Source organism: Olivibacter sp. CPCC 100613, assembly GCF_036959255.1.
GTDB lineage: Bacteria > Bacteroidota > Bacteroidia > Sphingobacteriales > Sphingobacteriaceae > Olivibacter.
Map to the genome: position 1 here is coordinate 1 of NZ_JAWMTI010000006.1, position 20,513 is coordinate 20,513.

At 40.4% G+C, this 20,513-nt stretch carries 19 protein-coding genes; 9 read left to right on the forward strand and 10 right to left on the reverse strand.

The features are described from left to right. A partial coding sequence (locus tag RYH73_RS18195; protein WP_335314892.1) for a hypothetical protein occupies nucleotides 1–249 on the reverse strand: 249 nt, incomplete at its 3' end. Nucleotides 250–652: 403 nt separating this feature from the next. On the opposite strand from RYH73_RS18195, the gene RYH73_RS18200 reads away from it, so the two are divergent. Further along, nucleotides 653–2,545, forward strand: a complete 1,893-nt coding sequence (locus RYH73_RS18200) for an AAA domain-containing protein (protein WP_335314893.1) — start codon at nucleotides 653–655, stop codon at nucleotides 2,543–2,545. 30 nt (nucleotides 2,546–2,575) lie between these two features. Here the strand turns inward: RYH73_RS18200 and RYH73_RS18205 are convergent, their stop codons facing one another. Beyond that, entirely contained in the window at nucleotides 2,576–3,181 is a 606-nt protein-coding gene (locus RYH73_RS18205) for a DNA-3-methyladenine glycosylase (protein WP_335314894.1), read from the reverse strand. Between the two features lie 76 nt (nucleotides 3,182–3,257). On the opposite strand from RYH73_RS18205, the gene RYH73_RS18210 reads away from it, so the two are divergent. The 4 genes from RYH73_RS18210 (at nucleotide 3,258) to RYH73_RS18225 (ending at nucleotide 8,521) form a co-directional block, all read left to right on the forward strand. After that, nucleotides 3,258–3,545, forward strand: a complete 288-nt coding sequence (locus RYH73_RS18210; protein WP_335314895.1) for a hypothetical protein — start codon at nucleotides 3,258–3,260, stop codon at nucleotides 3,543–3,545. A gap of 104 nt (nucleotides 3,546–3,649) precedes the next feature. Next, the gene (locus tag RYH73_RS18215) at nucleotides 3,650–4,549 is read left to right on the forward strand and encodes a hypothetical protein (RefSeq protein ID WP_335314896.1); all 900 of its coding nucleotides are present in this window, start codon (nucleotides 3,650–3,652) and stop codon (nucleotides 4,547–4,549) included. Nucleotides 4,550–4,681: 132 nt separating this feature from the next. Further along, nucleotides 4,682–8,005 (forward strand): c-type cytochrome biogenesis protein CcsB, encoded by a 3,324-nt coding sequence (gene ccsB / locus RYH73_RS18220; protein WP_335314897.1) that lies wholly within the window; start codon nucleotides 4,682–4,684, stop codon nucleotides 8,003–8,005. 69 nt (nucleotides 8,006–8,074) lie between these two features. Then, nucleotides 8,075–8,521 (forward strand): pyridoxamine 5'-phosphate oxidase family protein, encoded by a 447-nt coding sequence (locus RYH73_RS18225; protein WP_335314898.1) that lies wholly within the window; start codon nucleotides 8,075–8,077, stop codon nucleotides 8,519–8,521. 59 nt (nucleotides 8,522–8,580) lie between these two features. On the opposite strand, the gene RYH73_RS18230 is transcribed toward RYH73_RS18225, so the two are convergent. The 8 genes from RYH73_RS18230 to ppk2 form a co-directional block, all read right to left on the reverse strand. Further along, nucleotides 8,581–9,582, reverse strand: coding sequence for an ABC transporter permease (locus tag RYH73_RS18230; RefSeq protein ID WP_335314899.1), 1,002 nt, complete (start codon nucleotides 9,580–9,582; stop codon nucleotides 8,581–8,583). Beyond that, complete coding sequence (locus RYH73_RS18235) at nucleotides 9,575–10,531, reverse strand: ABC transporter ATP-binding protein (RefSeq protein WP_335314900.1); 957 nt, start codon at nucleotides 10,529–10,531, stop codon at nucleotides 9,575–9,577. The genes RYH73_RS18230 and RYH73_RS18235 overlap by 8 nt, the downstream gene beginning before the upstream one ends. 3 nt (nucleotides 10,532–10,534) lie before the next feature. After that, nucleotides 10,535–11,695: a COG1470 family protein gene (locus RYH73_RS18240; protein WP_335314901.1), complete on the reverse strand. Its 1,161-nt coding sequence runs from the start codon at nucleotides 11,693–11,695 to the stop codon at nucleotides 10,535–10,537. Between the two features lie 191 nt (nucleotides 11,696–11,886). Beyond that, a complete protein-coding gene (locus RYH73_RS18245; protein WP_335314902.1) occupies nucleotides 11,887–12,270 on the reverse strand; it encodes a (deoxy)nucleoside triphosphate pyrophosphohydrolase in 384 nt (127 codons plus the stop codon). 34 nt (nucleotides 12,271–12,304) lie between these two features. Continuing rightward, nucleotides 12,305–13,036 carry a class I SAM-dependent methyltransferase gene (locus tag RYH73_RS18250; protein ID WP_335314903.1) on the reverse strand — a complete coding sequence of 244 codons (732 nt, stop codon included), beginning with the start codon at nucleotides 13,034–13,036 and terminating at the stop codon, nucleotides 12,305–12,307. A gap of 111 nt (nucleotides 13,037–13,147) precedes the next feature. Beyond that, a complete protein-coding gene (locus RYH73_RS18255) occupies nucleotides 13,148–14,365 on the reverse strand; it encodes an MFS transporter (protein ID WP_335314904.1) in 1,218 nt (405 codons plus the stop codon). Between the two features lie 177 nt (nucleotides 14,366–14,542). Further along, complete coding sequence (locus tag RYH73_RS18260; RefSeq protein ID WP_335314905.1) at nucleotides 14,543–15,688, reverse strand: FAD-dependent monooxygenase; 1,146 nt, start codon at nucleotides 15,686–15,688, stop codon at nucleotides 14,543–14,545. Between the two features lie 33 nt (nucleotides 15,689–15,721). After that, nucleotides 15,722–16,543, reverse strand: coding sequence for a polyphosphate kinase 2 (gene ppk2 / locus RYH73_RS18265; RefSeq protein WP_335314906.1), 822 nt, complete (start codon nucleotides 16,541–16,543; stop codon nucleotides 15,722–15,724). 146 nt (nucleotides 16,544–16,689) lie between these two features. On the opposite strand from ppk2, the gene pxpB reads away from it, so the two are divergent. The 4 genes from pxpB to RYH73_RS18285 all read left to right on the forward strand — a co-directional run bounded on the left by pxpB (nucleotide 16,690) and on the right by RYH73_RS18285 (nucleotide 20,507). Then, a complete protein-coding gene (pxpB, locus tag RYH73_RS18270; protein WP_335314907.1) occupies nucleotides 16,690–17,445 on the forward strand; it encodes a 5-oxoprolinase subunit PxpB in 756 nt (251 codons plus the stop codon). Next, a complete protein-coding gene (locus RYH73_RS18275; RefSeq protein ID WP_335314908.1) occupies nucleotides 17,442–18,434 on the forward strand; it encodes a biotin-dependent carboxyltransferase family protein in 993 nt (330 codons plus the stop codon). The genes pxpB and RYH73_RS18275 overlap by 4 nt, the downstream gene beginning before the upstream one ends. Before the next feature lie 140 nt (nucleotides 18,435–18,574). Then, complete coding sequence (locus tag RYH73_RS18280; RefSeq protein WP_335314909.1) at nucleotides 18,575–19,345, forward strand: LamB/YcsF family protein; 771 nt, start codon at nucleotides 18,575–18,577, stop codon at nucleotides 19,343–19,345. Continuing rightward, nucleotides 19,332–20,507: an NRAMP family divalent metal transporter gene (locus RYH73_RS18285; protein WP_335314910.1), complete on the forward strand. Its 1,176-nt coding sequence runs from the start codon at nucleotides 19,332–19,334 to the stop codon at nucleotides 20,505–20,507. The genes RYH73_RS18280 and RYH73_RS18285 overlap by 14 nt, the downstream gene beginning before the upstream one ends. Nucleotides 20,508–20,513: the final 6 nt, after the last annotated feature.

Below are 20,513 nucleotides of genomic sequence, written 5' to 3' on the forward strand. Positions count from 1 at the left end.
ACATCCCCCGGGTCTCCCCTCGGGCGTCATTCCCTTTTCCCCCTTCGGGGCTGCAAAGGTAACAGCTTTTTCCGTATCCGCAAAATATTTCCGAAAATATTTTTCTCCCCTCTCCGGCACCTCTTCATATCCCCGCGCGGACCTTTCAGAACAACGACCGCCTCCCTCCGTCAGCGGAGTGCAAAGGTACGATTCCTCTGCGTAAACGCAAATGTTCAGCCCGAAAAAAATACGTGATATATACAACAAGCTGGAAAACAGAGCGTTTTTTTTCTGNGACCTTTCAGAACAACGACCGCCTCCCTCCGTCAGCGGAGTGCAAAGGTACGATTCCTCTGCGTAAACGCAAATGTTCAGCCCGAAAAAAATACGTGATATATACAACAAGCTGGAAAACAGAGCGTTTTTTTTCTGTGCACCGGCGGAACGGGGAAAAGAGCACCCCCGGAAATGACCTTCTTCTCCCCTGAACGGTATATTTGGCGTATACGGCCCGTTATATGCCCGTATTTTCAGTGAAAAAAACGGATGCATAACGGACGCACAGCGGACCCATTCAGCTAAAAGACCCTTTTTAATATTTACATCTTTATAAGAAAAAAACCATTATTTCTAACGCTATGATTAACTCAAGCAATTTTATCTTTGTCACATGAATTATTTTGACAACTTGTTGGCCTTACTTAAATTAGAACAAATAGAAGATAGAAACGCTTTTCAAACCTCTTTAACTACCCTATCCGTTACACAAAGAAAAATAGCCGGGAACACTTGGTTTCCAATTAATATCAAAAAAACAGCCGTTGAAAGAGGTGACTATATATCGATTGAAATAGCGCATTCAGCGGATCAAGAAGCAATGCACAACTTTAAATCCGGTGCCTCTGTTGCTATTTTCTCCAATCTTGATCCTGTTAATCACCGAATGACCGGACAGGTATCCCACATCGTTAAAAGCGATATGAAAATCATCTTACGTCTCGAAGAGCTCCCCGATTGGACGCAAAGAGGCAAACTTGGGGTCGACTTGTTGTTTGATGAGTATAGCTATAAGCAAATGCAGAAGGCGCTGCTGGAAGCTTCGAACCTAGATAAAAATACGCTTATTCAAGTATTAACAGGAAAAAAACAACCAACCTTTGTCCCTTCGCTTACCTCGATTTTTTCCGAAAAACTAAATATCGATCAACAATTAGCTGTTGAAAAAATTCAATCTGCGAATGATATAGCTATTGTTCATGGCCCTCCAGGTACCGGTAAAACCACAACACTCATCGAAGCTTGCAAACTTTTACTTAAAGAAAAGCCAAGCCAGTTATTAGTTGTTGCGCCAAGTAATACAGCAGTAGATTTGCTCACAGAGCGGCTTATTGAGGCGCAAATTAATGTCGTACGAATCGGAAGTCCTGCACGTGTAACGCCGCGTTTACTACATGCAACATTAGATGAGCAAATCGCTCAAATATCGCAAATGAGGGAGGTAAAAAAAATCAGAAAGCGTGCCAATCAATTTCGTGAAATGGCACGAAAATACAAACGTAACTTTGGCAAGGAAGAACGGATTCAACGGCAAGCATTGTTTGCGGAAGCAACAGCACTTATAAAAGAGGCAGATGCCTTGGAAAAACATGCTATACGGTTTGTCATTGAAAAAGCACAGGTGGTTACAACTACATTGATAGGAGCAAGCCATTATTCAATAGCAAATCGCAGCTTTGAAGCGACAATAATAGATGAAGCCGGGCAAGCTTTGGAGCCGGCATGTTGGATTCCGATTCTAAAAACAAAAAAATTGATACTAGCCGGCGACCACCAGCAACTTCCTCCAACAATCAAATCAACTGCGGCCGGGAATCAGGGTCTTAAGGAAACATTATTGGAGAAATGCATTCATTTGTACCCCCAATCTACAATCATGCTAAGAGAGCAATACCGGATGCATACCACTATTATGCACTTCCCCTCCCGCATCTTTTACAAAAATTTGTTAATAGCTCACAACTCCGTTGCAAATACGCTGCTGTTTAATGATGATCAGCCTTTACAATTTATTGACACGATCGGATGTGGATTTGAAGAAATGGAAGGCGAAGGAAGTATTTACAATTTAGAAGAGGCTTCCTTTGTTCTGCAATACCTTTCTATTTTGAGCGTATCACTCGACCGACATTACTTACCAAAAAATTATCCAACGATTGCTATTATTTCTCCTTATGCGGCACAAGTAGAACAACTTCGCACACTGTTTCAAAGCTCTCCCCTTTCCATACATAAAGAAAAAATCACGATCAATACGGTCGACGGCTTTCAAGGACAAGAACGAGATATTGTTATTATCAGTCTTACACGAAGCAACCAAGAACGGAAAATTGGCTTCTTAAAAGATACCCGACGCATGAATGTAGCTATGACCAGAGCAAAAAAGAAACTAATCATGATCGGCGACAGTCATACTTTATCTAAGTTCTCCTTTTATGCAGACTTAATTTCACATATGGAAAGGGAGCATGCCTACTTCAGCGCTTGGGAGTATTTGAGCAGTTAAAACTCGCTATTTTCGTATCGTCTCTACTTATCACTTTCGACTTACAAAACGATTGCCTCTTATATAATGCCGCCACGGCAATAGGGCATCCTCCTTCGCATAGTCAACGCCAATTCTAGTTGTAGCAATAATATCCTGTTCAAGAAGGACTTGTCCGACATCCTCTATCCAAATGTCACCGCAGCTCAAACTCTTCCCATTGAAGCTATTTGTAATACCTAAAGCTTTTGTCAAGGTTCCAGGCCCGGCAGAAAGTTTTGGGTTTAATTTTTCCATATTCCGCCTCCTCAACATATAATCGATTCCCTCCACCGGTTCAATACCTCTTATGAGAACCGCTTGTGGTATATCTTTAGGTCCGGTTACAACGTTAAAGAGATCATGGATCCCATAGCAGCGATAAACATAAGAAACACCTCCTTCAAGATACATAACTTTTGTCCTTCCGGTGTAACGTCGTCCATAGGCATGTGAAGCTTTATCAGTAATTCCATTGTACGCCTCTGTCTCGACAATCAGCCCTCCGGTTAACACTCCGTCAACATGCGTAAATAGAATTTTTCCCAGTAACTGTGTAGCTATTCGCTGAACATCTTCCTGTATGTAAAAATCTTTAGGTAACTTACTACTTCTCACTCAAGATCTGTCCTTCCGTTCTTATAATTTGTAAAATTATACATTTGTAACTTGTTATCAAACTTCGACTACATTCATGAGCAAAAAATCATTGCGCCTCTTTTCTATACGATATAGTTTAATTACGTTCTTCGTAATCTTTTCCTCGGTATTTTCGGGATGCGAAAAAGACAATTATGACCCGGAAAATTATTGGCCTCAACCAGGACATCGAATTGATATGGTAGAGCGGTATTGGGGGCCTCCTGATGATCGAGACACTTATTATGACGGTGATGCATTTATTATGACCTATTATTATTATAATGAAGGAATTTTCATCGAGTTCTATCAAGATCGAGTTGATTTTATCGGGGACCTATAGTTTATAACGTACGGTTAGTATAAGGGTCCGACACTTATCTTTCGTACTTTTCACCATATTTTAGTAGCTTGCCTACTTGTTCCACCTTCATTGAAAAATATACGATGAAATTCAGGGAATTGATCCATACCGAGAAAGATATCGCCTTTATAATTGGCAATGGGATTAATCGATATCCAAATAACCCAAATGCATTATCTTGGGAAGAATTGCTTCTCAAATTATGGCATCAATTTTCTCCTGAAGCATATAAATTCGTTCCTAAGGGCATTACGATCACAGAATTTTATGATTTGCTAGATTTAGCAAGTATTGACAGTACTGCCCATCCATTTCAAATTCAAAAAAAAGTTAGCCGTTTACTAAAGGACTGGCAACCACTTGATCATCATACTTCATTTGTAAAGTGGGCTGAAAGACATAATGCTCCTATATTGACAACAAACTTTGACCGAACACTTTCATCGCTACCCTCATTGAGGCAATTTCGCTTTAAAGCTCCCTTTACCGACTTTTATCCGTGGTCAACCTATTTCTCCTCTCATCAGTTAAGAAATCCCTTGGAAGGTTTTGGTATATGGTTTATCAATGGATTCGTCAGCTATCATAGAAGCATTCGCCTGGGGCTTTCTCACTATATGGGATCCATAGAAAAAGCAAGAAACTATATTTATAAAGGTGGCACACGCAATCTTTTTAACAGTAAAAATCGAATGATTTGGAACGGAGCAAACACATGGCTTCATATTCTTTTCAATAAGCAGCTCTGTATATTCGGGCTCGGCTTGGAGGAAAATGAGATTTTTATCCGATGGCTGCTGATAGAACGTGCAAAATACTATCGAAAATTCCCGAGTCGAAGAAAAAAGGCCTGGTATATTGTTCCAAAGAAAGAAAAGCCGAACGAGCAAAGCTCGGGTAAGATGCAATTTCTGCAAGGAATTGGTATTAATTTGATTGAAGCAGAAGGCTATCCCGAAATATACGAAGAGCCCTGGCAATAACTCAATCGCTATTCTATTTTTACAAAAAAATTATATTGGTGTTACTTTTCTCCCTTTAAAAAGCAAGATATTTGCCGCGGATTCCATTAAGGAGCTACTTTTTTTGTCTGCTACTCAGCTAAATATGTTTTAATGAATATCATCGGAAAGATACTTTTTTCTACCCGAACTATGGGTTTTATGTTATTGTTGTATGCCCTCTCTATGGCGGTGGCAACCTTTGTTGAAAATGATTATGGTACCCCTGTAGCCAAAGCGCTCATTTATAATAGTTGGTGGTTCGAACTAATTATGATCATACTGGTGCTTAATTTCATTGGAAATATCAAACGTTATCAGCTATTTCAGCGCAAAAAATGGCCATTATTAGTTTTCCACTTGTCTTTTATATTGATTTTCATTGGCGGGGCCATTACACGCTATATCAGTTTCGAAGGCTCGATGCATATTCGCGAAGGTGAATCGAATAATGAAATTATTTCCGATGCTTCTTTTTTTAAGGTACAGATCACGAATGGTGAAGAAGCGCTGGCTTATAATGATGTGCCGGTTATTCTAACTTCCCAACAGGTCCCCTTTTACTTAAAGCCCTTTAAAAAAGAATATGCTGCAGAATATGATTTTATGGGTCAGCGTTTGAGAATGCGCGTTTTGGATTACATTCCCAGGGCCCAAGATTCATTAGTAGCATCACCATCGGGAAAAAGCATTCTACATCTTGTTGCTTTAATTGAGGGCAAAAGAGAGAACAAGTACATCCCTTCCGGGAGCGTACAACTCATTCAAAATATGCTTGTTAGTTATAACAAAGAAACGCCGGGGGCAGTAAACATACAGGGAGAAAGAGGAAATCTGAGCATCAATTCACCCGTAGGTGGAGGTTATATGATCATGGCTTCGCAAGAGCGAGGCGAACTCCAAGCAGAACGGCAACAATCTTTTCACCTCCGAAGCCTCTATACCCTTGGCGGACTTACATTTGTTGTACCTCAACTACCGAGCTCAGGAGAAATCATGCATTTTGAAGGCGATAAACGTACCCACGAAAGTGATGCTGATTTAGTTAAATTAGAGCTCTCCACAGCTCATGCTGTCGATACGGTATTATTTTATGGTGGCAAGGGAATCACCAGCTTTCAGCACCAATCGGAAATCGGTGGATTAACCGTATCCATAGGCTATGGTTCTAAAATATATTATACCCCTTTTGAACTTAAACTTCGAAAATTTAAGATGGAAAAATATCCTGGAAGCAATAGCCCTGCATCCTATTCATCGGATCTAGCAATTGTAGAAAAAAAATCGGAGGAACCCTATACTATCTTTATGAATCATGTTTTGGACCACGGTGGCTACCGCTTCTTCCAATCAAGTTTTGATCCGGACGAAAAGGGCACCGTTTTATCTGTTAACCACGATTACTGGGGAACTACTGTAACTTATATAGGTTATACATTTCTTTTTCTGGGCATGTTTGTAACCTTATTTTGGAAAGGGACTCGTTTTTCTAAACTAAATGAGCAATTACGATCTTTGTCAAAACAAAAAGCCTTACTCCTATTCCTTTTGTTTTTACCTTTTGGTATCAGTTATGGGCAAGAAATAGATATGCATGGTCCTTCAAAAGGAGATCAGTTATTGAAAGGTGATGAGCAAGAGCACCAACATGACCATGACCATGTGCATCTACATGATTCGAGTCGACAATCAGCAACTACCACACCTCTTCCTGTGGCTCAGCCAAACAAAATACTAGATCCCGAACATTTTGCAACATCATTAAAAATCAACAAATCTCACGCGGCTAGTTTTGGGAGTCTTTTGGTCCAGAATTTTGACGGAAGAATTGAGCCTATAAATACCTTGGGTTTAGAAATTCTACGAAAGCTCTATCATAAAGATCAGTTTTATGGATTAGATGCCAATCAATTTCTTTTGTCAGTATCAACGCAACCCTTTGATTGGGCACAAATTCCTCTAATTAAAGTAAATGCAAAGGGCGGCCCGGAACTACTCCATCTTGTAAAAGCAGACGCGAACGGTTATACGTCCCTTCTTAATTTAATTACTTTGAGCGATGACAAAGCAACGTTTGTCCTCGAAGATGCTTACCAACGCGCATTCGCAAAAAAGCCTGCCGATCAAAATAGCTATGACAAAGAGCTTATCGAACTGAATGATAAACTTCAGGTTATGCAATACCTCATCAGCGGACAATATTTGCGTGTATTACCCATACCTAATGATCCGAACAATACTTGGGTTGCTTGGGGTAGCGAACATGCGAGTCATAATACTGATATTAAAAATCCTTTCGCCACCTATCTTAAGGAGGTGATTTATGCACAAACTACGCAAAATTGGCAGCAGGCGGATCAACAGTTGGAAAAATTAAAGTCGCTGCAAAAGGAAATCGGTAAAGACATCATACCCTCAGAAGCAAAGATAAAGTGGGAAATCAGATACAATTCCTGGAATATTTTCTTTAAGCTCATGATTGTATATGCTTTGTTGGGAAGTCTTATTCTCGCATTAGCATTTATTAAGCTTTTCTCAGATGCCATAATTGTGAGTCGAATAATCGCCGTTTTACTTATTATTGTAATGACAGCAGCCAGTTTACAAGCACTGGGTCTTGGCATCCGATGGTACATATCCGGCCACGAACCGTGGAGTAATGGTTATGAAGCGGTCATGTTTATTAGTTGGATAGGGATACTGTCAGGTCTCATATTATATCGTAATAGTAATGCATTTATTCCGGCCGCAGGATGTCTTATTGCTGTTATATTAATGGGTTTTGCACATGGTGGGTCACAGATGAACCCTCAAATCACCCCACTCGTACCTGTTTTAAAGTCTTATTGGCTCATGATACATGTAGCTATCATTACCTCCAGTTACGGTTTTTTCGGATTAAGTGCGCTCATTGGTATGGTGACACTTTTGTTGCATATCATCAACAACAACAAAATTGCATCAAAAGTCAGTTCATCCTTAAACGAACTGACAATCGTCAATGAAATGTCGCTTACCGTTGGACTATTTTTATTAACCGTCGGCACCTTTCTTGGAGGTATCTGGGCAAACGAAAGTTGGGGACGTTATTGGAGCTGGGATCCCAAAGAGACTTGGGCTTTCATTTCCATTATCATATATGCCTTTGTTTTACACATCCGCTTAATCCCGGGGTTAAAGGGGAAGTTTTTATTCAATTTACTTTCATTGCTCAGTTTTTCAAGTGTTATTATGACCTACTTTGGGGTTAACTATTACCTTTCCGGTTTACATTCTTACGCAAAAGGCGATCCTGTTCCCGTCCCGTCCTGGGTGTATGTTACGGTAACGTCAATTTTTGCAGTTGCCCTCATTTCATATATCAGATATAAGCAGTTTGGAAAAAGCCGCGCGCCGGAAAAAAGACTGAGTAAAAAACCGAGATTGGAACACGCATAATACAGCAAGACTTTGATTATGCCCAACATATGGAGCCATTATTTGATAAGAAAATACTAGCTTTACGATATGTTAACGGATGAGATTAAAAATGCGATTGATAAAAGCGTCTTATGTTGGCTGGCAACAGCTTCTAAGGAGGGTATTCCCAATGTTTCTCCGAAAGAGATTTTTACCCATTATGGACAACATTTATTAATTGCCGATATTGCCTCACCCCAATCTGTCAAGAACATAATCGAGAACAGCCATGTTTGTATTAGCTTCATCGATATTTTAGTGCAAAAAGGGTGGCAATTGAAAGGAAAAGCCGCTCTTATAGATGCAAGTCATATCCATTTCAATTCAATGCTGCAAAGCTTAACACAGTTAACCCAAGGTAAATTCCCAATAAAAAATATAATTTCGGTTCAAATAGAAAAAGCCAAACCGATCCTTGCCCCAAGATACCTACTGTATCCAGATACAACGGAGGAGGAGCAAATAGCAAATGCCGCCAAAGTATACAGACTTTAATTTGCCTGAAATAATTCAGGTTAAGAAATCTGCGGTGTCCATTTTATGACGATATTACATCATGATCTTATTTCCCTTCTCATAAAACTATAATAGGAGCCTGCAAAACATAATATAGTCGCGGCCAACAAACCTGTCAGCTGTGGCCACACAATAGTTAAACTCTCAAGGATCGGTAGCGGGCTCGGTATAGCACCATAAACCTGTTCCATTGTCAAAGGACCTAAACTACGAACAGAAGGCATCAGAAGGGTTGTGGTAGCGTCACTATAGAGCTGACTAGGCACAATTCGGAGCAGATCATTGATCAGTTTTTGATAATTTAAAGTTTGGTCGGTTTCAATAGCCGTTGTCGGTATAATTGCTTTAGCAATAAGGCTGACTATAATTTGATAAAACACAGTAAAAAATAGCCAAACCGCAATAGCCGTCAACGCAGAGGTCGCTGCTTGTCTAAATCGTATGGAAAAGAAAATAGCCAAATTTAACCAGAAAGCCACGTAAAATATGCTGAGAAAAATAAAGAGAAAAATCCGTAAGAGCTCTTGTGGCGTTGGTGGTACACCAATAATGATAATTCCTAAACCTATAACTGCCAATCCTAAAGCCAAAAAGAGTGTACTGATCACAATTAAAGCGCCCGCAAACTTTGCATTGATGAGATAATCGCGGTGGATAGGTTGTGCCATAACACGACTCAAGGTCCCGGCATTCTGCTCGGAATTAATTGCATCAAAGCCCAAACTAATTCCTAGAAGGGGCCCCAGAAAACCAATAAAAACGTGAAAAGGAGGTAAGGTTCCATCAGATAGTGTAAACAATTTCAGCAATAAAAAAGTATTTTCCGGATCATCCGGTTTCGCAACCGTTTTACTGATACTGCTGAGGGACGTATATAAAGAACTGATGCAAGTTAGAAGAATAAGAGCGAGTAAAATGATAAAACGCCAACTTCGGATATGGTCACTGATTTCTTTGGCTACTAAAACTCCGAAAGGATGTGAAGATTTTTCATCTTTCAGACCAGGAGCAATTGGCTTAAAATGAAACAATTTATGCATGATTATGCCCTCCCTCAAAATAAAGCTGATAAATTTCATCCAGCCCATATTGCCGCTGGAACAAATGGGTAAGATCTATACCTGAATAAACAATTGTTCGTGCTATTGTCGCTATTTCATCCATAGAACACTCGATCAATAATCGATTTTCTTCATATGCAACGCTACAGACACCATCGATGTTTCTTAAATCGGTTACCAGTTGCTCCCTCTTCTCCAACGTTCGCCAAACGACACCCGCCTCTACAGTGAACAACTTATTACCAAATAGTTGACCAGAAAGCTCCGGTATCGGGCCGTTAGCAATCAACTTACCACTGACAAAAATGCCTACACGATCACACACCTGTTGCACCTGATGTAGATGATGAGATGAAAGCAAAACAGTCAGCCCATCTGCCCTGCTTAGCTGCACAATCAAACCTAAGAACGCTTTAACACCGCTAGGGTCGATACCAAGCGTTGGTTCGTCCAAAACAATTACTTCTGGCTTTTTGATCAAAACTTCAGCTAAACCAAGTCGTTGACGCATACCCCTGGAATAGGTTCCTACCTTCTTGTTGGCCGCATCCGTTAAACCTACACGGTTTAGCAGATCGAACGCCCGATTTCTTGCCTCGGCGCTTGTTGCACGATTCAGTTTAGCAATAAAAATTAGGTTGTCCAAACCTGTTTGATTTTCATAAAATCCGACATTATCGGGTAGATAACCAACCTTCCTTTTTACCTCTACAGGATTACTAGTAGAATCGATACCACAAACCTTAATCGAACCTTCGTTCGGTTCAGTTAGGCCTAACATCATTAAGATAGTTGTTGATTTACCCGCACCATTTGGTCCGAGAAGACCATAGATCTCACCCTTCCGGATTCCGAGACTTAAGTCATCAACCGCCTTCAAAGAACCGTAACATTTGGTAACACCCTTTAATTCAATAACGTCTGCCACCTCTTACCTCCTTCCATACTTACGAATAAGGTAATATACGCAAGCAATCGCCCCAAAAATTATAAAAATCCCCATCCATCCCCATAATAGGGAAGTTTCCACAGATACACGAAACGAAGCCTTTGAAGAAATCTCCGGTGTTTTCGCTTCCAATTCCGTTACATAATCGCCCGCTATCGCTTTTTTATCTGCTTTTATGGTTGCGAAAACATCAACAGTTGCATGGGGCCTTAACAACGGAATTTTCGTGGGTTCAAAAATGACATCCCAGTTTGCCGGCGCAGAAAATTTCATCTCGATATTTTTCAGATCAGCCGATCCGCTATTTTTTAAAGCAAGCTGCACTCGCTTGTTTTCACCTGCCGTAACACGAGTACTGAGCAAACCTGTTGGCGTACCTAATTCCATTTTATAAGATCCCATGATAACCACTTCAAATTCCAAATTAGCGGACGTATTTGCCGTACTCGCTAAAACAGGAATTTTATAGGAACCTGCCTTCATTTCATCCGATGGATCTATTTCAACAGTGATATTTTGGCTTTGGTTTGCCACCATATCTATCGACGATACCTGTTTGCCATTTGCTTTAAAAGATACATTCCATCCAGGAAGCGTTTGCGCTGTCAACGCATAAACTTGATTATCGCCAGTTTGGTTTCTTAGCGTAGCATTAAAAGTGAACATCGAATTTGCCGCCCCTTCCATATTTCGTTGATCTGAAGAAAACGCGGTTTTATAGGTTCCTTGTTCCGATACAAGTACAATTAGTGGCAAAGAGGCGTAAGCCCCCGCCTGCACCCGGAAACGAAAAATCCCTTTGTTAACCTTCATCGGGACATTAACCTTCAAAGTAAAATTTTTCTTTTCCTTTGGAAGAACAGAAAGCTGAGCAACATCCCAGTTGCCTGATTTTAGGTCATAGCTCCAATCTTTTGGCAAACCCACGACGCTAATATCACTGGTTTTTATGGCACTGCTACTGTTGATCAAATCAATTGAATAATCGATCGATCCACCAGGTGGCATTGAAATTTTTGGATAGGGCGTATAAAGTGAAAGACCTTGAGCGAAACAAGTTTCGTATGTGCTATAAGGTAGCAGCCCCAATAAAAAAAACAGAATAGGATAAAACGGATAGAATCGTTTTGCACGCGCTAACATAAAAAAACATTTATAATTTTTAACAGTACAAAGTGGTTAGATTTTTAAATCACAGGCTCTTGGGGCTAGGCCAACATTCAGCCATGCTGCCAAATGAGTCCGATTTAAAATGTAAGCGCTAATTTATTAAAAAGATGCATCTTTCATAAAATGCAACAAAAAAATTATAATCAGGGCAAAAACAAGTACACTTAGAGGTATTGTAAGATAGGTTGATCGGCCGCCACCCAATCCAATGTTTTTAGCTTGTCCTTGGGCAACCATATCGCTTGAATGTGTTCCGTTAACGTAATCTTACGTGAAGTGGAACTACATTGAAAAGCAGTCAGTGTGATCATGAAGTCGGGGTATTGATAATTCACAACAGCTATTTTCCTATTCACATTGATCGTTAATGCCAACTCTTCTTCGATCTCCCTAATCAGCGCATCTTCGTCTCGTTCATCGCCTTCCACTTTTCCACCGGGAAATTCATATTTGTACCGTAAATAGTGGTGCATATGTTCACCTTTTTGGGTGCAAAGAATGGCGCCCTCATGTTCTATGACTGCAGCTACCACTTTATAATGCTTCATTGCCCTATTGTCCATTGTAAAACTCAAAACATTCTTATTTAGATACCGAAAGTAAAAGAAAAATCGGCCGCCTTAGTTCATGAACCATATCTGGATAATCTTTTAACGCCTGTGCTGACGGTTTAGGTTCACAAAGCCTATTAATTGCAAAACCAGCATCCAACAAGTTTGACAAATAGCTTTCAACGGTCCGGTGATATTTTACGACCTCTTCTTGAAGAAATTGAGTTTTCCTTAATCCTTCGCTAAAATAATGATCCACAGGCCAATGTGATCGATGCCCCTGTTCATCATAAAACCAATCTTGAGAAGCCATTGCTGTAAAAATAGGATGTTCTACGGAGAAAACAAATACGCCCCCTGGAACCAAACAATGATAAACACGCTGGCAAACCTGTTGAAAATCCTGCACGTAATGAAGGGCGAGCGAACTGATAACAACATCAAAGGTAGCTTCATCATATACGACATCCTCAATAGCCCGACACTCATATCGGATTCCGCTATGCTCTGTTAACGCTTTAGCTTTCTCAAGCATTTTCTTAGATAAATCAATTCCGATAACTTGTTTCGCTTTTTGCTCCATTGCATAACGGCAGTGCCATCCGTAACCACATCCCAAGTCTAATATACTTTTGTTGGCTAAATTCGGCAATAAAGCTCGAAAAGTTGGCCATTCCCCGGCAGCTTCAAGGCCAACGACAGAACGTGGCATCGCACTGTAATTTACAAAGAAATTGAGATCATCATATTTGTTTTCCTTCATTGCAAAATCCTTAACGATTATTGTAAAGATAAAAACGAGTATCTAAGTTTGCAATTATAAGCGTGCGAGCAGCGCAATTTGGAAATAACATTCACCATAAAAACTGACGAATTATATGGTCATTTTCCTATTTAACCGAAATACGAAGTACATAACACAGAACGACAGCCCGGTAAGAATCAGATAACTACCTGCCAGGTTACCGGCATCTTTGGCCGGTAACATATAAATAACACCGGAACTTAACATCGAAACAATGATATAACAAACACCTCCAGTTAATCCTCCCGCTATACCAGCGTTCTTAGGGAATTTCCCTAAACAATAGGTAAAATAGTTGTTATACGTATAGCCTGCACCAATATGAATCATAAATGCGAAGAACAACAATGATATTAGATGATCTAACCACAACAAGCTACATAACATCATCAATCCGAATAGAAATTGCATTGCAATATTAATATTCATCTTCTTCACAAAAGGCTTTTCGATCGTTGCTTTTCCGATGAAACCACCAACCATCCACGCGAAACCTAAGAGTAATGAACTATAGCCGGCAACAACCGGCGATTGATTAAAATGGTGCTCCACAATAAACGGCCCGGTCATATTATAAACCATTACCATACAATAGGCCAATCCCAGCATAGCAATACCTAAAGAGAAACTTGCAGTACGGACCATATGGTAATATATCGCTAAAATTTTACGCCAGTCAAAAGTCGTTCGATGCTGCAAACTTTCGTCACTGAAACCTAGTTCCAGAAAAAAAAGAAGAGCAGCAAAAAGAGCCAGAAAATAAAAATTCGATTCCCAACCAAAATGAACTTGTAAATATCCCCCGATGAACGGGGCAACAATAGGTCCCGTTGACCAGATGATTGTAAACAGACTCAGGTAATGCTTTAAGCGCTCGCCCGTATACAGATCAACGAAAAAGGCCCTTTTAGCAACTACAATAGCCGCAACAGTTAATCCATGGATCACACGCATAGCATAAATAATATATATGTTATTGGTGTTTGCAATCAGAATACAAGACAGCGAAAATAGAACCAACGAAATGAGTGAGATCCGATAACGACCAAAACTATCCAGTATACCACCTATAAAAAGCTGTGATAGGCCATAACTAATTAGAAAAAGGCTTAAGGTAAACTGTGCATTGACGTCTGTAGTTTGTAATTTTACTGCCATGGCAGGTAGAGAAGGTAAATATATATCGGTCGCAAAACCGGACAAAGGTATTAAGGCAAATGCCAAGAGCGTTGCGATTCCTAAATTGCCGTCAATAGTTTGGGTCGATGAGAGAGATCTGTTTGCCACTATGTTCCTTTCATTTTAAGGGATTCCCTATGTTATCAAGATTATAGAGGCGCCAAAAGTAGACTTTAAAATTAATAAAGCGAAAGGTTCCCGCCCCTTCTCTTTTATTTTACATCCGTAAAACATTCCAATGAAGCTACGATGACCAAAACGAATGATTCAGCCGCAGAGTGAGTATTAAAAGTCGACATCAAATAGCCAAGCTATCTGTTTTTTTGTAATGGTTTTCGGAATTGAGCGCAGCAAACTGTTACGAATAGTACACAGAAAGGGGCTTTCTAAATGTGCCATCCAACCAAGTAACCGCGACAGCAAGATGATCCGTTTTGTTCTTTTAACTCTTCTTTTTTCATATTCATCAAGTGCAGTCACAACACTTCCTTTCTTTGCAATACAGGTTGCTAAAATCACCGCATCCTCAATTGCTTGGCAAGCACCTTGCCCCATATTAGGTGTTGTTGCATGTGCTGCATCTCCTAAAAGAACGATGTTTTTCTCATAGACAAAATGCTTAAGTGGCCTAATATCAAACACATCACTCCAAATGAGTTGCTCAGGGGCCGTATTCCGAATAACCTCCGCTATTGGGGGATGTACATTGCGGAAGTAAGCGGCCAATTCGCTGGGCATCATTTTTTTCATATAGGTATTGTTCTGCTCCGCCTTCATGCAACAATACCAATAAATACGGTTGTTCGGTAAAGCGGACATCCCCACTCTGCCGACAGCTGTCCAGGTTTCAGCAGATACCGATTCATTTAAGTCGATATTTGGATTTTCTATAACAGCGCGCCAGCAAGTATAACCTGCATATCGGGGCTTGCTGTCCGGTATAAGTTGTTGCCTTATTACGGATCGAATGCCGTCTGCCGCGATCAACAAATCGGCAATTGCTTGCGAACCATCCGAGAAGTAAAGAATAAATTCTTTCTCTGCCTGCTTAAACGAAAGCAATTTTTTACCTAAATGCAGCGAATTGGGTATTAACTTACTTAATAAGACTTCATGGAGTTCTGCTCGGTGAATCACCATGTTTGCGTTTGCGAAGGCAGGTCCTAACAATTCGGTATTCTGGTTGCTGATGATTTTTCCATCCGCATCCAGCATACGAAGCGACGAAACCGGCTGTCCTCTATCATAAACCTCTTGTGCTATCCCCAACCTCTTCAGTCCCAATATAGCATTGGCGGCAAGCCCTATTCCTGCACCTAAAGGCTTAATTTGCGGTGCAGCTTCATAAACATGAACATTTAAGTCTAATTTTTGCAGGGCTACGGCAGTACATAAGCCACCTATTCCTGCTCCTACAATTGCAATCTTCATGGAGTGCCAAAGGTACTAAATGACTTGGACAATCTATTTATGGATTTTTATAAGATCTTTGTTCACTTCAGGAAGCTGTTTATCCGAGAAACCAGCTACATGCGAAAGGGCATATTTAATAACTTCCAATCGAGCTTCTTTTTTGTTATCGGTACGCACTTCAATCCATGGTAATTTCTCTGTGCCACTTTTTTTGAGCATCTTATCAATATAATGCGTGTAATCGTCCCACTTCTCTTGTGCCTTTTCGTCCAAATCGCCAACCTTCCATCGCTTCATTGGATCCTTTCTTCTATCCTCCAATCGCTCTTGTTGTTCTTCTTTGGAAATTGTCAGAAAAAATTTCATTATAAGAATGTCGTCATCCAGCAGCAGCTGCTCCACTGAGTTTACTTGTTTCATAAACAATGCATATTGCGCGTCAGAACAAAAGCCAAACACAGGCTCCACCACTGCCCGGTTATACCAGCTGCGATCAAAAAAAACCATCTCCCCCCTATTGGGCAATTGTTTTATGTATCGTTGAAAATACCACTGTCCACCTTCTTCTTCTGTTGGCTTTGGCAACGCAACCACCCTTACTTTTTTCGGATTCAACTTCGCAATCATTCGGCTGATAGCACCACCTTTGCCTGCAGCGTCTCGACCTTCGAAAATCAATAATAAACGTTTTTTATTTTCAACAATATATTGCTGCAAGCGAAGTAATTCAAACTGCAGTTTAGAAAGCTCCTTTTCGTAAGCGAGTTGCTCTCGAAATTTTTTCTCTTTGATGATACCATTTGCGACCAGAAAATCCAACACTTCTTCGCTTTTGTTGATCTTTTCTAAATCTCCAAGGTCAAATTCGGCCATATATAAACAGATTGATTCATAATAGTTTTAACATTTTTATCGAGAATAAGTTTTGATGTCATTCGAAACCTGTTAAATTACATTTTCTTCATTTTAAGGTTCTGGTTTATTACCTTCGTTTACGTGACGATTCAAAAAACTTGCACATGATAACTCCATTTGGCAAATCTCATCATTTATATACGTCATCTTTCAGCATTCATTTTTTATCGGAAAGTGCCATCACCATTGTGTTTGGACAGGGAATTGACGAAATAACATTTGATAGCGTTCATCAATTCAATGCACAATTAAATCGTCTACCCTTTGAAGGCTTTATAAGTACGGTTCCTGCCTATGCGTCTTTAACCGTTTTCTATGATCCGCTGGTGGTCATGCATGCACAAGAGCTTCAGGGCCTCAACGGTTTTGAGCGGGTATGCAATTACTTAATTGAGTTGCAGCAAAAAAGTCCCTTAATTAAAAAAAAGAAAAGAGAACAGGTCCATTTACCGGTATGTTATGACGAAGCGCTTGCTCCAGATTTGGCATATGTAGCTTCGTACCATAATATATCACCTGAAGAACTTATTAATTTACATAGCGGTGCCATCTATCAAGTTTATATGATCGGCTTCGTCCCTGGGTTCGCTTATTTAGGTGGGATGCCCTCAATATTGGAAACACCTCGAAAGGAAATCCCTCGTAAGCAAGTACCCGCTGGTTCAATTGGCATTGCAGGAAAACAGACCGGTATCTATCCCTTACAAATTTCGGGTGGTTGGCAAATCATAGGATGTACCCCCCTTCAACTCTTCAATATCGAACGTCCTTCGCCAAGCTTATTGGAGGCCGGTGATGAAGTGCTATTTGAAATCATCGATTTACAAGAGTTTAAATTTTTAAGCGGTAGCAATTCATGAAAGTTACATTCCTTAAACCCGGTATGCTGAGTACCATACAAGATATGGGACGACATCTTTATCGTGCGCAGGGTATCCCTTCTGCTGGTGCGATGGACACACTCTCTATGCGACTTGCCAACCTTAGTTTGGGTAATCCTTCAAATGCAGCAGTCATAGAAATGACTTATGCGGATGTATTAATAAAAGCCGAAACCGATCTTTTAATTGCCTATTCGGGAACGAGCTCCGTCCTCTATGTTTCAGGTAAAGCCCTACAAGACAACCGCCCTCTTTTTATCCCGGCAGGACAAAACCTGGAATTTAAACATCAGGATACCGGTTCAAGAACCTACTTAGCCGTTGCAGGTGGTTGGGATGTCCCCACGGTCTTGGGAAGCAAAAGCACCTATCTTACGGGAAAATTCGGTGGCTTAAAGGGACGCATTTTAAAAAAAGGAGATTCGCTTATAAACACAAATGATTTAACCGAGGTAAATGCGTACTTATTGTCACGCCTAAAAAGCTCACAAATCAATTTTACTAATTGGAGTATTCATAAAGAGCACTTTTCACCACCCGACAAAAACATAATCAGAATCGTTCCTGGTAACGAATTTACATGGTTTAGAGCCGATTCCTTATTGAATTTTTTATCTTCAACTTACACTTTAGGACGTAACGCAGACCGTATGGGATATCACTTTGCTGGTCCCCCGCTGATGCGTTCTCTTCAAACTGAATTACTTTCTACGGGTGTTGTTCCAGGAACCCTGCAAGTAACTCATAATGGCTCTTTAGTTTTGTTAATGGCAGACGGCCAAACAACAGGCGGCTATCCGCGCATCGGACAAGTCGCTCAGATTGATTTACCGCTTTGTGCGCAATTAAAACCCGGGGATTCTATTCAATTTTCTGCGATCAGCCGCACCGAAGCGGAAAAGCTATACTTGAAGAGGGAATACGAACTTAGAAAACTTGCGATTGCTATTCACATGATCCTTAAATAAGTTCCATAGAAAGTATATGTAACGATCGTTTCCAGTTCATGTTTACAAAAGAGAGCTAGTTTCCAAAATGATTGCTTTTACCTATTGATTTCGTAAATTGCTTGATCAAGAACGTATATTTCATGATTATCTTGTTGTCTATGTATTCTGTTGATATTAATTGTGATCTCGGGGAGAATTTCGGCTCATACATCCTTCCCAACCAAGATGTACTATTTGATTACATCAGCTCAGCCAATATTGCATGTGGGTTTCACGCAGGAGATCCGGATGTGATGCAATATACGGTAGCAAAAGCGATTGAAAAGAAAGTAGCTATTGGCGCACATCCCGGTTTTTACGATATACAAGGTTTTGGAAGACGAGCGATTTATATGACTCCAAAAGAAGTGTATAATATGGTACTTTATCAAATTGGTGCACTGTATGGGTTTGTAAAAGCGGCGGGAGGACGATTACATCATGTAAAACCTCATGGAGCTTTGTACAATATGGCTGCTCGAGATAAAAATTTGGCCACGGCTATTGCACAGGCGGTCTTCGACTTCGACCAACAACTCTATCTTTATGGCTTAGCAGGAAGTGAATTAATCGCAGCAGCAAACAAAATAGGCCTTCCCGCTGCGTCCGAAGTTTTTGCGGACCGAACGTATCAAGATAATGGAGGGCTTACCTCTAGAAGTCAAGATAATGCCGTTATTACCGATGCGTTACAAGCAATCCGGCAGGTTTCTCTTATGATCACACAACAGCAAGTAGCTTCCATCAATCAGCAACTTATTCGTATTAAAGCCGACACGCTATGTATACATGGCGATAATGCACAAGCATTATTACTAACAAAAAACATTCATAATCACCTTCTTAAAGAAGGTATTACCATCAAAGCCCCGTCCAATGAAGCCGATTAATTGGCGTCCGTTGTTAGGTGCAGCCTTCCTCATGGCTACTTCCGCTATCGGACCGGGCTTTCTAACGCAAACAGCTGTATTTACTGCTCAACTTGGCGCCAGTTTCGGTTTTATTATCCTCCTATCAATCATACTAGACACCATAGTTCAACTTAATATTTGGCGTATCATTGCCGTGACCGGTCTTCCTGCGCAACAAATTGCCAATAAGCTCTTCAAAGGCTTAGGTTATTTTATCGCCTTTTTAGTTTTTCTGGGGGGACTAGCTTTCAATATAGGAAATATAGGTGGAGCAGGACTGGGATTAGCAGCCTTATTCGGGATAGACAGCCAATATGGTGCGGTTATCAGTCTTTTAATTGCACTTGCGATCTTCATCTATAAGGAAGCTACCAAGTTAATGGATATTTTCGCTAAAAGCTTAGGGATATTAATGATCGCACTGATGTTATATGTTGCCATAACAAGTGCCCCTCCATTAAGAGAAGTGGTTATAAAAAGCCTAGCACCTACACATTTCGATTTTACCGCACTGCTAACCATTGTTGGCGGAACGGTAGGAGGATATATAACATTTGCAGGTGCCCATCGCTTGTTGGATACCGGTATTTCCGGTACGAGTCAGCTTGCTTCTGTCAACCGGGGAGCAGCTAGTGCTATCGGTATTGCTTCAATAATGCGTATACTGTTATTTTTAGCGGCTATTGGTATTGTTAATAAAGGATTCAATCTTGATGAGGGGAATCCAGCTGCTTCCGTCTTTAAGTTAGCTAGCGGTGAATTTGGACATAAGTTATTCGGATTGGTCATGTGGTCAGCAGCTATTACTTCAGTAATAGGTTCCGCTTATACATCCATCTCTTTTATCCGGAGCTTCCATCCCCTAGTGGAAAAATTTCAGCAGCATTTCATTATCGTGTTTATACTCATCTCCGGTCTCATTTTTATTCGCTTTGGCCAACCTGTAAAAACATTGATTATTGCCGGTGCACTCAACGGACTTATACTCCCTATTTCATTAAGTGTAATCTTGCTTGCTTCCTATAAACGCAAAATAGTGGGGCACTATAAGCAACCATCTTGGTTAACAATTACCGGGATTATCGTTATCTTGTTGATGAGTTGGATGGGATACAAAACAATTTCGGAATTATTAAATTAAATGACG